The sequence below is a fragment of the Salinispora goodfellowii genome (assembly GCF_059570675.1).
Window position 1 is genome coordinate 279,987 of sequence record NZ_JCANTD010000003.1, and the last position, 11,633, is coordinate 291,619.

22 protein-coding genes are annotated in these 11,633 nt (G+C 66.8%); all 22 read right to left on the minus strand.

Annotated elements, in window-relative coordinates:
- Window positions 1-293: 293 nt before the first annotated feature.
- The gene (rplO, locus tag T398_RS06100) at window positions 294-737 is read right to left on the minus strand and encodes a 50S ribosomal protein L15 (protein ID WP_018217048.1); all 444 of its coding nucleotides are present in this window, start codon (window positions 735-737) and stop codon (window positions 294-296) included.
- Window positions 737-919, minus strand: coding sequence for a 50S ribosomal protein L30 (gene rpmD / locus T398_RS06105; RefSeq protein ID WP_012015110.1), 183 nt, complete (start codon window positions 917-919; stop codon window positions 737-739). Before rpmD ends, rplO begins: the two co-directional genes overlap by 1 nt.
- On the minus strand, window positions 919-1,533 hold the full coding sequence (rpsE, locus tag T398_RS06110) for a 30S ribosomal protein S5 (RefSeq protein ID WP_496445395.1): 615 nt from the start codon (window positions 1,531-1,533) through the stop codon (window positions 919-921). Before rpsE ends, rpmD begins: the two co-directional genes overlap by 1 nt.
- 34 nt (window positions 1,534-1,567) lie before the next feature.
- Window positions 1,568-1,957: a 50S ribosomal protein L18 gene (rplR, locus tag T398_RS06115; RefSeq protein ID WP_018217051.1), complete on the minus strand. Its 390-nt coding sequence runs from the start codon at window positions 1,955-1,957 to the stop codon at window positions 1,568-1,570.
- Window positions 1,954-2,496, minus strand: a complete 543-nt coding sequence (gene rplF, locus T398_RS06120; protein WP_496445396.1) for a 50S ribosomal protein L6 — start codon at window positions 2,494-2,496, stop codon at window positions 1,954-1,956. The genes rplR and rplF overlap by 4 nt, the downstream gene beginning before the upstream one ends.
- 16 nt (window positions 2,497-2,512) lie before the next feature.
- Window positions 2,513-2,920 (minus strand): 30S ribosomal protein S8, encoded by a 408-nt coding sequence (gene rpsH, locus T398_RS06125; protein WP_018217053.1) that lies wholly within the window; start codon window positions 2,918-2,920, stop codon window positions 2,513-2,515.
- 93 nt (window positions 2,921-3,013) lie between these two features.
- A complete protein-coding gene (locus T398_RS06130; protein WP_007073023.1) occupies window positions 3,014-3,199 on the minus strand; it encodes a type Z 30S ribosomal protein S14 in 186 nt (61 codons plus the stop codon).
- Between the two features lies 1 nt (window position 3,200).
- Window positions 3,201-3,770 (minus strand): 50S ribosomal protein L5, encoded by a 570-nt coding sequence (rplE, locus tag T398_RS06135; RefSeq protein ID WP_012184318.1) that lies wholly within the window; start codon window positions 3,768-3,770, stop codon window positions 3,201-3,203.
- Window positions 3,770-4,090, minus strand: a complete 321-nt coding sequence (rplX, locus tag T398_RS06140; protein ID WP_496445397.1) for a 50S ribosomal protein L24 — start codon at window positions 4,088-4,090, stop codon at window positions 3,770-3,772. The genes rplE and rplX overlap by 1 nt, the downstream gene beginning before the upstream one ends.
- On the minus strand, window positions 4,087-4,455 hold the full coding sequence (gene rplN, locus T398_RS06145; protein ID WP_007073026.1) for a 50S ribosomal protein L14: 369 nt from the start codon (window positions 4,453-4,455) through the stop codon (window positions 4,087-4,089). Before rplN ends, rplX begins: the two co-directional genes overlap by 4 nt.
- A 98-nt stretch (window positions 4,456-4,553) precedes the next feature.
- On the minus strand, window positions 4,554-4,829 hold the full coding sequence (gene rpsQ / locus T398_RS06150; protein ID WP_012015117.1) for a 30S ribosomal protein S17: 276 nt from the start codon (window positions 4,827-4,829) through the stop codon (window positions 4,554-4,556).
- The gene (rpmC, locus tag T398_RS06155; RefSeq protein ID WP_016813717.1) at window positions 4,826-5,062 is read right to left on the minus strand and encodes a 50S ribosomal protein L29; all 237 of its coding nucleotides are present in this window, start codon (window positions 5,060-5,062) and stop codon (window positions 4,826-4,828) included. Before rpmC ends, rpsQ begins: the two co-directional genes overlap by 4 nt.
- Window positions 5,062-5,487, minus strand: coding sequence for a 50S ribosomal protein L16 (gene rplP, locus T398_RS06160; RefSeq protein WP_007465292.1), 426 nt, complete (start codon window positions 5,485-5,487; stop codon window positions 5,062-5,064). Before rplP ends, rpmC begins: the two co-directional genes overlap by 1 nt.
- Before the next feature lie 3 nt (window positions 5,488-5,490).
- Window positions 5,491-6,357 (minus strand): 30S ribosomal protein S3, encoded by an 867-nt coding sequence (gene rpsC, locus T398_RS06165; RefSeq protein WP_018217057.1) that lies wholly within the window; start codon window positions 6,355-6,357, stop codon window positions 5,491-5,493.
- Window positions 6,357-6,812, minus strand: a complete 456-nt coding sequence (gene rplV / locus T398_RS06170; RefSeq protein ID WP_018217058.1) for a 50S ribosomal protein L22 — start codon at window positions 6,810-6,812, stop codon at window positions 6,357-6,359. The genes rpsC and rplV overlap by 1 nt, the downstream gene beginning before the upstream one ends.
- 40 nt (window positions 6,813-6,852) lie before the next feature.
- Window positions 6,853-7,134 (minus strand): 30S ribosomal protein S19, encoded by a 282-nt coding sequence (gene rpsS, locus T398_RS06175; protein ID WP_088647003.1) that lies wholly within the window; start codon window positions 7,132-7,134, stop codon window positions 6,853-6,855.
- Window positions 7,135-7,146: 12 nt separating this feature from the next.
- Window positions 7,147-7,986 carry a 50S ribosomal protein L2 gene (gene rplB, locus T398_RS06180; RefSeq protein WP_496445398.1) on the minus strand — a complete coding sequence of 280 codons (840 nt, stop codon included), beginning with the start codon at window positions 7,984-7,986 and terminating at the stop codon, window positions 7,147-7,149.
- Between the two features lie 12 nt (window positions 7,987-7,998).
- Window positions 7,999-8,301: a 50S ribosomal protein L23 gene (rplW, locus tag T398_RS06185; RefSeq protein WP_012015123.1), complete on the minus strand. Its 303-nt coding sequence runs from the start codon at window positions 8,299-8,301 to the stop codon at window positions 7,999-8,001.
- Window positions 8,298-8,948 (minus strand): 50S ribosomal protein L4, encoded by a 651-nt coding sequence (gene rplD / locus T398_RS06190; RefSeq protein ID WP_496445399.1) that lies wholly within the window; start codon window positions 8,946-8,948, stop codon window positions 8,298-8,300. The genes rplW and rplD overlap by 4 nt, the downstream gene beginning before the upstream one ends.
- Complete coding sequence (rplC, locus tag T398_RS06195; RefSeq protein ID WP_496445400.1) at window positions 8,945-9,604, minus strand: 50S ribosomal protein L3; 660 nt, start codon at window positions 9,602-9,604, stop codon at window positions 8,945-8,947. The genes rplD and rplC overlap by 4 nt, the downstream gene beginning before the upstream one ends.
- 11 nt (window positions 9,605-9,615) lie before the next feature.
- Window positions 9,616-9,924 (minus strand): 30S ribosomal protein S10, encoded by a 309-nt coding sequence (rpsJ, locus tag T398_RS06200; RefSeq protein ID WP_007073037.1) that lies wholly within the window; start codon window positions 9,922-9,924, stop codon window positions 9,616-9,618.
- Window positions 9,925-10,272: 348 nt separating this feature from the next.
- Window positions 10,273-11,466: an elongation factor Tu gene (gene tuf / locus T398_RS06205; protein ID WP_496445401.1), complete on the minus strand. Its 1,194-nt coding sequence runs from the start codon at window positions 11,464-11,466 to the stop codon at window positions 10,273-10,275.
- Between the last annotated feature and the right edge of the window lie 167 nt (window positions 11,467-11,633).

Here is an 11,633-nt window from a genome sequence, read left to right on the forward strand (position 1 = left end):
AATCAATTCTACCGCGCCCAACGCGGCCACATTTCCCGACGCTACCGCAGCCGTAGCGAACGCGGGTCACAAGACGACGGTCTCACTCTTTCGGGAAACAAAACCGAAAGCGGTCGCGGTCGGCATTACCAAACGCGGCGCCACTCTCTGGTCATTCAATCAGCCGACCACACCGCGGCCGGTTCAGGATGCTTCACGTTTCCCACGAACCCAGCCCACGCCCCATTACGACGGCCAAAGAGTCGCGGCGTGGGCATGGTCGGTTTCCCGACCATGCCCACGCCGCAGAACTCTTACAGCTCGGTGATCGAACCGCCGGCAGCAGTGATCTTCTCCTTGGCCGACGCGCTGAACGCCTGCGCCGAGACCTGGAGGGTCACGCCGCCGAGGTCACCGGTCCCGAGGACCTTGATCGGCTGCCCCTTGCGGACCGCACCGGCATCAACCAGCTCGGCCGGGCCAACCTGGCCACCGTTCGGGAACAGCTCGGCGAGCCGCTCCAGGTTGACGACCTGGAAGGTCACCTTGAACTTGTTCTTGAAGCCCTTCATCTTCGGCAATCGCATGTGGATAGGCATCTGCCCACCCTCGAACGCTGCCGAGATGTTCTTCCGGGCCTTGGACCCCTTGGTACCGCGACCGGCGGTCTTGCCCTTGGAGCCCTCACCACGACCCACCCGGGTCTTGGCGACCTTGGCGCCCGGCGCCGGACGCAGGTGGTGGACCTTGATCGTCATTACTCGACCTCCTCGACCTTCACGAGGTGGTTGACCGTGAAGATCATGCCGCGAATCTCCGGACGGTCTTCCTTGACCACCACGTCGTTGATCCGCTTGAGCCCGAGCGAACGCAGCGAGTCCCGCTGGTTCTGCTTGGTCCCAATCTCGGACCGGACCTGGGTGACCTTCAGGCGAGCCATCAGGACGCCACCTCCGCCCGCGACGCCAGCATGGCCGCCGGCGCGACGTCCTCAACCGGCAGGCCCCGCCGGGACGCGACGGCCTCGGGGGACTCAAGCCCCTTCAGCGCCGCCAACGTGGCGTGCACGATGTTGATCGGGTTGGACGACCCGAGGCTCTTCGAGAGCACATCGTGAACGCCGGCGCACTCCAGCACGGCACGGACCGGGCCACCGGCGATGACACCGGTACCGGCCGAAGCGGGCTTCAGCAACACGACACCAGCGGCGTCCTCGCCCTGCACCGGGTGCGGGATGGACTGACCGATCCGCGGCACCTTGAAGAAGTGCTTCTTGGCCTCCTCGACACCCTTGGCGATCGCCGCGGGCACCTCCTTGGCCTTTCCATAGCCCACACCGACGGTGCCGTCGCCGTCGCCCACGATCACCAGGGCGGTGAAGCTGAAGCGACGACCACCCTTCACGACCTTTGCGACGCGGTTGATTGCGACGACCCGCTCAAGGTGCGGGGTCTTCTCGACGGGCGCGTTTCCGCGGCCGCCCTCACGGCGGTTGTCGCGGCGACCACCCTCGTTGCCACCGGACCCGCCGCCACGGCGCTGTTGACCTGGCATCAGCAGCCTTCCTTCTCTCTCGTGACGGGGTTTGTCAGAACTCGAGCCCGGCTTCGCGGGCGGCGTCGGCTAGCGCGGCGACCCGCCCCGCGTACCGGTTGCCACCGCGGTCGAAGACGACCTTGGCGATACCAGCGGCCTTCGCCCGCTCGGCGAGCAGGACGCCGACCTTGCCGGCCAGAACACTCTTGTCGCCCTCGGTGCCCCGCAGCGAGGCATCCAGGGTCGAGGCCGACACCAGGGTGTGACCCTTGGTGTCGTCCACGATCTGGGCGACGATGTGCCGCAGCGAACGGGTGACCACCAGGCGGGGACGCGCAGGCGTCCCACTGACCTGCCGGCGGACCCGGAAGTGCCGGCGCGCCCGCCCGACGGCGCGCTTGGCGGCGACACCGCGGCGACGCTTGAGCAGCGTGGCGCTCACTTCTTACCTGCCTTTCCGGCCTTACGGCGGATCACTTCACCCTGGTACTTCACGCCCTTGCCCTTGTAGGGCTCCGGCGGACGGATCTTCCGGATGTTCGCGGCGACCTCACCGACCAGCTGCTTGTTGATGCCGGCCACGTGGAACAGCGTCGGCCTCTCCACCGAGAAGGTGATGCCCTCCGGCGGCACCACGGTGACCGGGTGCGAGAACCCGAGCGCGAACTCGAGGTCCTTGCCCTTCGCGGTCACCCGGTAACCGGTGCCCGCGATCTCCAGACTCTTCCGGTACCCCTCGGTCACGCCGACGATCATGTTGGCGACCAGAGTACGGCTCAGTCCGTGCAGCTCCTTGGCCTTGCGCTCGTCGTTCGGGCGAGCCACGTTCAGCTGCCCGTCCTCCGCCTGCTCGATCGTGATCGGCTCGGCGATGGTGTGCGAGAGTTCGCCCTTGGGGCCCTTGACCGTGACGGTCTGGCCGGCGATCGTGACGTCAACGCCGGCTGGCACCGGGATCGACTTACGTCCAATACGCGACATTTCTACCTGTCTCCCGTTACCAGACGAAGGCGAGGACTTCCCCGCCAACGCTCCGCTTGCGGGCCTGCCGATCGGTGAGCAGCCCCTGGGACGTCGAAATGATCGCCACGCCAAGGCCGCCGAGCACCCGCGGAAGCTCACCCGACTTGGCGTACACCCGGAGGCCGGGCTTGGACACGCGCTTGATGCCGGCCAGGCTCCGCTCGCGGTTCTGGCCGTACTTCAGCTCGACGACCAGTCGCTTGCCGACGGCGCTCTCCTCGGGCTCCTCGACCAACCAGGTGCTGATGTATCCCTCGGACTTGAGGACCTCGGCGATATTCGCCTTGATCTTCGAGTAGGGCATCGTCACCCGGTCGTGGTACGCCTGGTTGGCGTTACGCAGACGCGTAAGCATGTCTGCGATCGGGTCGGTCATCGTCATTAAACTCGTCAACCTTTCTCGCCGGGGTTCCCGGGTGATCCCGGGCCTACGGCGAAGAGACAGTGCAGCTGACGCGCGGAGCGCGCCGGGCTATTACCAGGAAGCCTTGGACACGCCGGGCAGCTCACCGCGGTGGGCCATCTCCCGGATGCAGACCCGGCAGAGACCGAACTTGCGGTAGACCGCCTTCGGACGCCCGCACCGCTGGCAGCGGGTGTACGCGCGAACCGAGAACTTCGGCTTCGCGGCCGCCTTGAGGATCAGCGCCTTCTTGGCCATCTCAGTTCTCCTTGAACGGGAAGCCCAGGAACTTGAGCAGCGCCCGGCCCTCATCGTCGGTCGTGGCGGTGGTGACCACCGTAATGTCCATGCCCCGCTGGCGATCGATCTTGTCCTGGTCGATCTCGTGGAACACCGACTGCTCGGTCAGACCGAACGTGTAGTTACCGTTCCCGTCGAGCTTGCGCCCGTCGAGACCGCGGAAGTCACGGATACGCGGCAGCGCGATGGAGAGCAGCCGGTCCAGGAACTCCCACATCCGGTCGCCGCGCAGCGTGACCTTCGCGCCGATCGGCATCCCCTCCCGCAGCTTAAACTGCGCGATGGACTTGGTGGCCCGCCTAACCTGCGGCTTCTGGCCGGTGATGGTGGCCAGATCGCGGACCGCACCGTCGATCAACTTGGCGTCCCGAGCGGCCTCGCCGACGCCCATGTTGACGACAATCTTGACCAGGCCCGGCACCTGCATCGGGTTGCCGTACTTGTACTGCTCCCGCAGCTGGCCCACGATCTCGTTACGGTACCGCTCCTTGAGGCGCGGCATGGTCTTGGTTTCGGTAGCCGTGGTCATCACAGGTCCTTACCGGTGCTACGCGCGATGCGGACCTTCTGGCCGTTGTCGTCGATCCGGTAGCCGACCCGGGTCGGCTTGCCGTCGGAGTCCAAGACCATCACGTTCGAGACGTGGATCGGAGCCTCCTGGGTGACGATGCCACCGGTCTTCGCGCCACGCTGAGTGGTGCTGATGCGGGTGTGCTTCTTGACCCGGTTCACGCCCTCGACCAGGACCTTGTCCTGCCGCGGGTAGGCCGAGATGACCTTACCCTTGGCGCCCTTGTCCTTGCCGGCGATGACGACGACCGTGTCGCCCTTCTTGACCTTCACGGTCACAACACCTCCGGCGCGAGAGAAATAATCTTCATGAACCGCTTGTCCCGCAGCTCCCGGCCAACCGGGCCGAAGATACGGGTACCACGCGGATCCCCGCCGTCCTTGATGATGACGGCGGCGTTCTCGTCGAAGCGGATGTACGAGCCGTCCGGCCGCCGCTTCTCCTTGGCGGTACGAACGACGACCGCCTTCACGACATCGCCCTTCTTGACACCGGCGCCCGGGATCGCGTCCTTGACGGTGGCCACGATGACGTCGCCGATGCTCGCGTAGCGCCGACCGGAGCCACCGAGCACCCGGATGCACAGGATCTCCCGGGCACCCGTGTTGTCGGCGACGCGCAGTCGCGACTCCTGCTGAATCACGTCTATCTCCTATGTCTGCCGGTTCTCCGGCCGCACCGCGGCGGCCGGAGCCTGGCGGAACCTGCGCCCGACCGGAACCGGCCGAGCTCGAGCCTTCGCTACTTGGCCTTCTCGAGGATCTCCACGAGCCGCCACCGCTTGGTGGCAGACAACGGCCGGGTCTCCATGATCAGGACCCGGTCGCCGATGCCGGCCGAGTTCTGCTCGTCGTGGACCTTCAGCTTGCTGGTACGGCGCATGATCTTGCCGTACAGCCCGTGCTTGACGCGGTCCTCGACCTCGACGACAACGGTCTTGTCCATCTTGTCGCTGACCACGAGGCCCTCACGAACCTTCCGGCGGGCCCGCGTGGTCGCGGTGGTGTTCTCGCTCATCCTGCAGTCACCTCAGTCGGCGCGGCCGAGAGCCCCAGCTCGCGTTCACGCATGATCGTGTAGATCCGGGCGATCTCCCGACGAATGACCTGCAGCCGCCGGTTGTTGTCCAGCTGCCCGGTTGCGGCCTGCACGCGGAGGTTGAACAGCTCCGCCTTAGCCTCGCGCAGCTTCGTGACCAACTCCTCCTCGGAGAGCTCACGCAGCTCGCCGGCCTTAACGCCCGCTGCCATCAGGATTCACCCACTTCGCGTGTAACAATCCGGCACTTCATCGGGAGCTTGTGAATCGCGCGACGCATCGCCTCACGCGCGATCTGCTCGTTGGGGAAGGACATCTCGAAGAGCACCCGCCCCGGCTTCACGTTCGCGACCCACCACTCGGGGGAGCCCTTACCGGAACCCATCCGGGTCTCCGCCGGCTTCTTGGTGAGCGCCTGGTCCGGGAAGATCGTGATCCAGACCTTGCCACCACGCTTGATGTGCCGGGTCATCGCGATACGCGCCGACTCGATCTGGCGGTTGGTCACGTAGGCCGGCTCGAGAGCCTGGATCCCGAACTCGCCGAACACCACCCGGTTACCGCCCTTGGACGCGCCACTGCGGTCCGGGTGGTGCGGCTTGCGGAAGCCCTTCGGGGGCTTGCGCGGCATCAGCATCTGTCAGCCCTCCTGCTGCGTTTCTGCCGGCTGGGTAGCGGCCGACGCGATCGCGCCAGCGTCCACCGACTCGCCGCTCGGCGTCTCGGCCGCCTGCGCGATGGTGGTTGCGGCGGCGCGGCCGGTCTCGGTGCCACCAGCGGTGGTGCCGGACGAACCAGACCTACCCCGACGCGGCCGCTCCGAGCGGTCGCCGCGCTCCCGGCGCGGACGCGACGGAGCCTCGGCCGGGGTCTCCCGACCTGGTACCGCGTCGCCCTTGTAGATCCAAACCTTCACACCGATCCGGCCGAAGGTGGTTCGGGCCTCAAAGAAGCCGTACTCGATGTTGGCCCGCAGCGTGTGCAGCGGGACCCGGCCCTCGCGGTAGAACTCGGTCCGGCTCATCTCGGCACCACCGAGCCGCCCCGAGACCTGCACCCGGATGCCCTTGCAGACCGGGTTCTTCATCGCCGACTGCATGGCCTTGCGCATCGCCCGACGGAAGCTGACCCGGCTGGACAGCTGCTCAGCCACGCCCTGCGCGACGAGCTGCGCGTCCGACTCGGGGCTCTTCACCTCGATGATGTTGAGCTGGACCTGCTTGCCGGTCAGCTTCTCGAGCTTGCCCCGGATCCGGTCGGCCTCAGCACCCTTACGGCCGATCACGATGCCCGGCCGGGCCGTGTGGATGTCGACGCGGACCCGGTCCCGGGTGCGCTCGATGTCAACCTTGGAGATTCCCGCCCGCTCCAGGCCCTTGGACATCATCCGCCGGATCTTGACATCCTCGCCGACGTAGTCCTTGTAGAGCTTGTCCGCGAACCAGCGCGACTTCCAGTCGGTCGAGATGCCGAGCCGGAACCCGTGCGGGTGAACCTTCTGACCCATTACTCGGCACCCTCCGTCTTGCTCTCGGTCGCAGCTGGCGTGGTCTCCTTCGCCGGGGCCGCCTTCTTCGCCGCCGCCTTCGGCGCAGCCGGCGCGACCGCCTCAACCACCACCGTGATGTGACAGGTGCGCTTCCGGATCCGGTACGCCCGACCCTGGGCGCGCGGCTGGAACCGCTTCATCGTCGGGCCCTCGTCCACGTACGCCTCGCGGACGAGCAGCGCGTCGGGGTCCAGCCGCTCGTTGTTCTCCGCGTTGGCGATCGCGCTCGCGAGTACCTTGTACACCTGCTCGCTCGCGGCCTGTGGCGCGAACTGCAGCACCGTGAGCGCCTCCTTCGCGGGCAGGCCGCGGACGAGGTTGACCACCCGGCGCGCCTTCATCGGCGAGATGCGCACGTACCGCGCAACCGCCCGCGCGCCCGGAAGCACCGGAGCGTCGCCCTTTCCTGGCATCGCTGTAACCCCTTGTTCCTCTATCCGTATGCCCGCGGCGTCAGCGCCGACGGCTCTTCCGGTCGTCCTTCTCGTGACCCTTGAACGTGCGGGTCAGCGCGAACTCGCCGAGCTTGTGCCCGACCATCGCCTCGGTCACGAATACCGGGACGTGCTTGCGCCCGTCGTGCACAGCGATCGTGTGACCCAGCATCTCCGGGATGATCGTCGAGCGCCGCGACCAGGTCTTGATGACGTTCTTGCTGCCCTTGTCGTTCTGCGTCTCCACCTTCTTGAGCAGGTGGTCGTCGATGAACGGGCCCTTCTTCAGGCTGCGAGGCATCTCTTATCTCCCTCAGCCGCGCTTACGCGTGGCGTAGCGACGGCGGACGATCAGCCGGTCACTCGGCTGGCCCTTACGGCGGGTACGGCCCTCGGGCTTACCCTGCGGGTTGACCGGGTGACGGCCACCAGAGGTCTTACCCTCACCACCACCGTGCGGGTGGTCGACCGGGTTCATGGCCACACCACGGACGGTCGGGCGCTTGCCCTTCCACCGCATCCGGCCGGCCTTGCCCCAGTTGATGTTTGACTGGTCGGCGTTGCCGATCTCACCAATGCTGGCCCGGCAACGCACGTCAACGCGGCGGATCTCACCGGAGGGCATCCGCAGGGTCGCGTAGGCGCCCTCCCGACCCAGCAGCTGGATTCCGGTCCCCGCGGAGCGGGCCAGCTTGGCGCCGCCACCCGGGCGCAGCTCCACGTTGTGGATGGTCATACCGACCGGGATGTTCCGCAGCGGCAGGTTGTTGCCCGGCTTGATGTCGGCGCCCGGACCCGACTCGACGATGTCGCCCTGCTTCAGGTCCTTCGGCGCGAGGATGTATCGCTTCTCGCCGTCCCGGAAGTGCAGCAGCGCGATCCGCGAGGTGCGGTTCGGGTCGTACTCGATGTGCGCGACCTTCGCCGGCACGCCGTCCTTGTCGACTCGCTTGAAGTCGATGATTCGGTACTGACGCTTGTGGCCGCCACCCTGGTGCCGGGCGGTGATCCGGCCGTGGGCGTTCCGCCCACCCTTCTTCGGCAGCGGGGCCAGCAGCGACTTCTCCGGCGTGGACCGGGTGATCTCGGCGAAGTCGGCAACACTCGAGCCACGCCGGCCCGGCGTCGTCGGCTTGTACTTACGGATAGCCATTGTCTACACCCCTCAGCTGACCGGGCCGCCGAAGGCCTCGATGCGGTCACCGTCAGCCAGCTTCACCATCGCCCGCTTGGTGTCCTTCCGCTTGCCGAACCCGGTCCGGGTCCGCTTACGCTTGCCCACGCGGTTGAGCGTGTTGACCGTCAGGACACGGACGTTGAAGATCTGCTCAATGGCGATCTTGATCGCGGTCTTGTTCGCGTCCGGGTGCACCAGGAACGTGTACCAGTTACGGTTCAGCTCGCTGTAGCTCTTCTCCGAGACGACCGGCGCAATAATAATGTCGCGCGGGTCGGCGATCGTGCTCACTTGCCACCCTCCTCGGTGGTCTCAGCGGGAACGCCCAGGAACTCCTCCAGGGCCTCCTTGGTGAAGACCACGTCGTCGGCCAGCAACACGTCGTACGTGTTGAGCTGGCCGGACTCGATCAGGTGCACCCGCGGCTCGTTGCGCAGCGACACCCAGTTCACCTCATCGGTGCTGCTCAGCACCACCAGCACCCGGCGTGCGTCGGTCAGCTTCGCCAGGGTGGCCAGGGCCGCCTTGGTGGACGGCTTCTCACCGGCGACGAACGCCTCGACGACGTGCACCTTCTCGGCGCGGGCCCGGTCCGAGAGGGCACCCCGCAGCGCGGCGGCCTTCATCTTCTTCGGGGTGCGCTGGCTGTAGTCGCGCGGCACCGGGCCGTGCACCACGCCGCCCCCGGCGAACTGCGGAGCACGGATCGAGCCCTGGCGGGCCCGGCCGGTGCCCTTCTGCTTGTAGGGCTTCTTGCCGCCGCCGGCGACCTCGCCCCGCGTCTTGGCCTTGTGCGTGCCCTGTCGAGCCGCTGCGAGCTGAGCAACCACGACCTGGTGCATCAGCGGGATGTTGGCCTGCGCGTCGAAGATGTCAGCGGGCAGCTCGACAGAGCCGGCCTTGGCACCTTCAACGGTGTGGACATCAACGGTGGTCACTTGACTGCCCCACCCTTCTTCGCCTTGGCCGCAGTGCGAACCAGGACCAGCGCGCCCTTGGGGCCAGGGATGGCACCCCGGACGAGCAGGAGATTGTTCTCGGTGTCAACCGCCTGGACGGTGAGGTTCTGGACGGTGTAACGCACTCCACCCATCCGGCCGGCCATCCGGGTGCCCTTGAAGACGCGCCCCGGAGTGGCGCAGCCGCCGATCGAGCCCGGCGAGCGGTGCTTGCGCTCGACACCGTGACTGGCGCGCAGGCCGTGGAAGCCGTGCCGCTTCATCGGGCCGGCGTAGCCCTTGCCCTTGGTCTTCCCGGTCACGTCAACCGAGATACCGGCCGGGAACTCCTCGACCGTGACCTCCTGGCCGAGCGAGTACTCGGCGGCGTCGGTGGTGCGCAGTTCGACGATGCGCCGGCGCGGCGCGACCTCGGCCTTTGCGAAGTGGCCGCTGACCGGCTTCTTGACCTTGCGCGGGTCGATGGCGCCATACGCCAACTGGACGGCCGTGTAGCCGTCCTTTTCCTGGCTACGGACCTGGCTGACGACACACGGGCCGGCCTGCACCACAGTCACCGGGACAACACGGTTGTTGTCCCAGACCTGGGTCATGCCGAGCTTCGCGCCCAGGATCCCCTTGACTTGCCTGTCCATTTGTCCGATCCCTACAGCTTGATCTCGATGTCGACGCCAGCCGGCAGGTCGAGGCGCATGAGCGAGTCGACCGTCTTCGGGGTCGGGTCGATGATGTCGATCAGCCGCTTGTGCGTGCGCATCTCGAAGTGCTCGCGCGAGTCCTTGTACTTGTGCGGCGAGCGGATAACGCAGAAACGGTTGATCTCCGTGGGCAGCGGCACCGGCCCTGCGACCTGCGCCCCGGTGCGCGTCACCGTCTCGACGATCTTCCGAGCCGAGGAGTCGACGACCTCGTGGTCATAGGCCTTGAGCCGGATGCGGATCTTCTGTCCCGCCATAGTGGCTTCTGTTCCTTCTCTCGATGCCGCTGTGTTGCGGACGCCTGCGCCGAGTGGCACCGGGCCCGCTTCGCCGACCCCCGCGGTCGGGCGTGTCGCGCCCTCGGTTCAGAATCCGCCCCAGGTTCCGGAGCGGTCCTGCCGCGGTGGGTCATCACGTCGATCGCACAATGGCGACCTAGACGCCGCGCGAGGGTGGTCAGCGACCGAATCGCTGACCACCCTGCGCCCGACTGGTTCCCCCACCCGGAGGTTCGGCGCTGCCGAACGCAAACGGGCGAACCATCGTTACGCAACCTGACCAGTATGCCGCACGAGCGGCGGCATACCTAATCGGGGTTACCTAGCTCACTGAACGATCTTGGTGACGCGACCAGCGCCAACCGTGCGGCCACCCTCCCGAATCGCGAACTTGAGGTTCTCCTCCATCGCGACGGGCTGGATCAGCTTCACGGTCATCGTGGTGTTGTCGCCCGGCATGACCATCTCGGTACCCTCGGGGAGGGTAACCACGCCGGTAACGTCCGTGGTCCGGAAGTAGAACTGCGGACGGTAGTTCTGGAAGAACGGCGTGTGGCGGCCGCCCTCCTCCTTGGAGAGGATGTAGACCGTCGCCTCGAACTCGGTGTGCGGGGTGGCGGTGCCCGGCTTGATGACGACCATGCCGCGCTCGACGTCCTCGCGCTTCACACCACGCAGCAGCAGACCGACGTTCTCACCCGCGCGAGCCTCGTCCAGCAGCTTGCGGAACATCTCGATGCCGGTGCAGGTGGTCTTCGTCGACTTCTCGCGGATGCCGACGAGCTCCACCTCCTCATTCGGCTTCAGCACGCCACGCTCGGCGCGACCGGTGACAACCGTGCCCCGGCCGGTGATCGTGAAGACGTCCTCGATCGGCATCAGGAACGGCTTCTCGGTCTCGCGCTCCGGCTGCGGGATCGAGGTGTCGACCGCGGTCATCAGCTCCATGAGCTTGCCGGCCCACTCCGGGTCACCCTCAAGGGCCTTCAGCGCGGAGACCCGCACGACCGGCAGGTCGTCACCCGGGTACTCCTGCGAGGAGAGCAGCTCACGGACCTCGAGCTCGACGAGCTCAAGGAGCTCCTCGTCGTCAACCATGTCGCTCTTGTTGAGCGCCACGACGATGTACGGCACGCCGACCTGGCGGGCCAGCAGCACGTGCTCGCGGGTCTGCGGCATCGGGCCGTCGGTCGCCGCGACCACGAGGATCGCGCCGTCCATCTGGGCCGCACCGGTGATCATGTTCTTGATGTAGTCGGCGTGCCCGGGGCAGTCGACGTGCGCGTAGTGCCGCGCCTCGGTCTGGTACTCGACGTGCGCGATCGAGATCGTGATACCGCGGGCCTTCTCCTCCGGCGCCTTGTCGATCTCGTCGAACGGCATGTACGGGTTCAGGTCCGGGTACTGGTCGTGCAGGACCTTGGTGATGGCCGCCGTCAGCGTCGTCTTACCGTGGTCGATGTGACCAATGGTGCCGATGTTGACGTGCGGCTTAGTCCGCTCGAACTTCGCCTTCGCCACTGGTGTCCTCCTGTGGACTTTCTTGGTTCGTTCGCCCCGGCGCGCCGTTCGGCGCTTAGGACTCTGTCGACAGCCTTTCCGGCCTGACGGCCGGGAAGCCATTTGCGGGCGCTGCGGCGATGAAGCCTACAGGCCCAGGTTCATGCCCTCCGACCGAGGTGGTCGCG

What these genes read in the sequence shown, in the direction of transcription:
- rplO (WP_018217048.1), bottom strand. Translation starts at nt 737, where the DNA reads ATGACGATCAAGGTCCACCACCTGCGTCCGGCGCCGGGCGCCAAGGTC.
- rpmD (WP_012015110.1), bottom strand. Translation starts at nt 919, where the DNA reads ATGGCTCGCCTGAAGGTCACCCAGGTCCGGTCCGAGATTGGGACCAAG.
- rpsE (WP_496445395.1), bottom strand. Translation starts at nt 1,533, where the DNA reads ATGCCAGGTCAACAGCGCCGTGGCGGCGGGTCCGGTGGCAACGAGGGT.
- rplF (WP_496445396.1), bottom strand. Translation starts at nt 2,496, where the DNA reads ATGTCGCGTATTGGACGTAAGTCGATCCCGGTGCCAGCCGGCGTTGAC.
- rpsH (WP_018217053.1), bottom strand. Translation starts at nt 2,920, where the DNA reads ATGACGATGACCGACCCGATCGCAGACATGCTTACGCGTCTGCGTAAC.
- T398_RS06130 (WP_007073023.1), bottom strand. Translation starts at nt 3,199, where the DNA reads ATGGCCAAGAAGGCGCTGATCCTCAAGGCGGCCGCGAAGCCGAAGTTC.
- rplE (WP_012184318.1), bottom strand. Translation starts at nt 3,770, where the DNA reads ATGACCACGGCTACCGAAACCAAGACCATGCCGCGCCTCAAGGAGCGG.
- rpsQ (WP_012015117.1), bottom strand. Translation starts at nt 4,829, where the DNA reads ATGAGCGAGAACACCACCGCGACCACGCGGGCCCGCCGGAAGGTTCGT.
- rpmC (WP_016813717.1), bottom strand. Translation starts at nt 5,062, where the DNA reads ATGGCAGCGGGCGTTAAGGCCGGCGAGCTGCGTGAGCTCTCCGAGGAG.
- rplP (WP_007465292.1), bottom strand. Translation starts at nt 5,487, where the DNA reads ATGCTGATGCCGCGCAAGCCCCCGAAGGGCTTCCGCAAGCCGCACCAC.
- rpsC (WP_018217057.1), bottom strand. Translation starts at nt 6,357, where the DNA reads ATGGGTCAGAAGGTTCACCCGCACGGGTTCCGGCTCGGCATCTCGACC.
- rplV (WP_018217058.1), bottom strand. Translation starts at nt 6,812, where the DNA reads ATGCCAGGAAAGGGCGACGCTCCGGTGCTTCCGGGCGCGCGGGCGGTT.
- rpsS (WP_088647003.1), bottom strand. Translation starts at nt 7,134, where the DNA reads ATGCCTCGCAGCCTGAAGAAGGGCCCGTTCATCGACGACCACCTGCTC.
- rplB (WP_496445398.1), bottom strand. Translation starts at nt 7,986, where the DNA reads ATGGCTATCCGTAAGTACAAGCCGACGACGCCGGGCCGGCGTGGCTCG.
- rplC (WP_496445400.1), bottom strand. Translation starts at nt 9,604, where the DNA reads ATGGACAGGCAAGTCAAGGGGATCCTGGGCGCGAAGCTCGGCATGACC.
- rpsJ (WP_007073037.1), bottom strand. Translation starts at nt 9,924, where the DNA reads ATGGCGGGACAGAAGATCCGCATCCGGCTCAAGGCCTATGACCACGAG.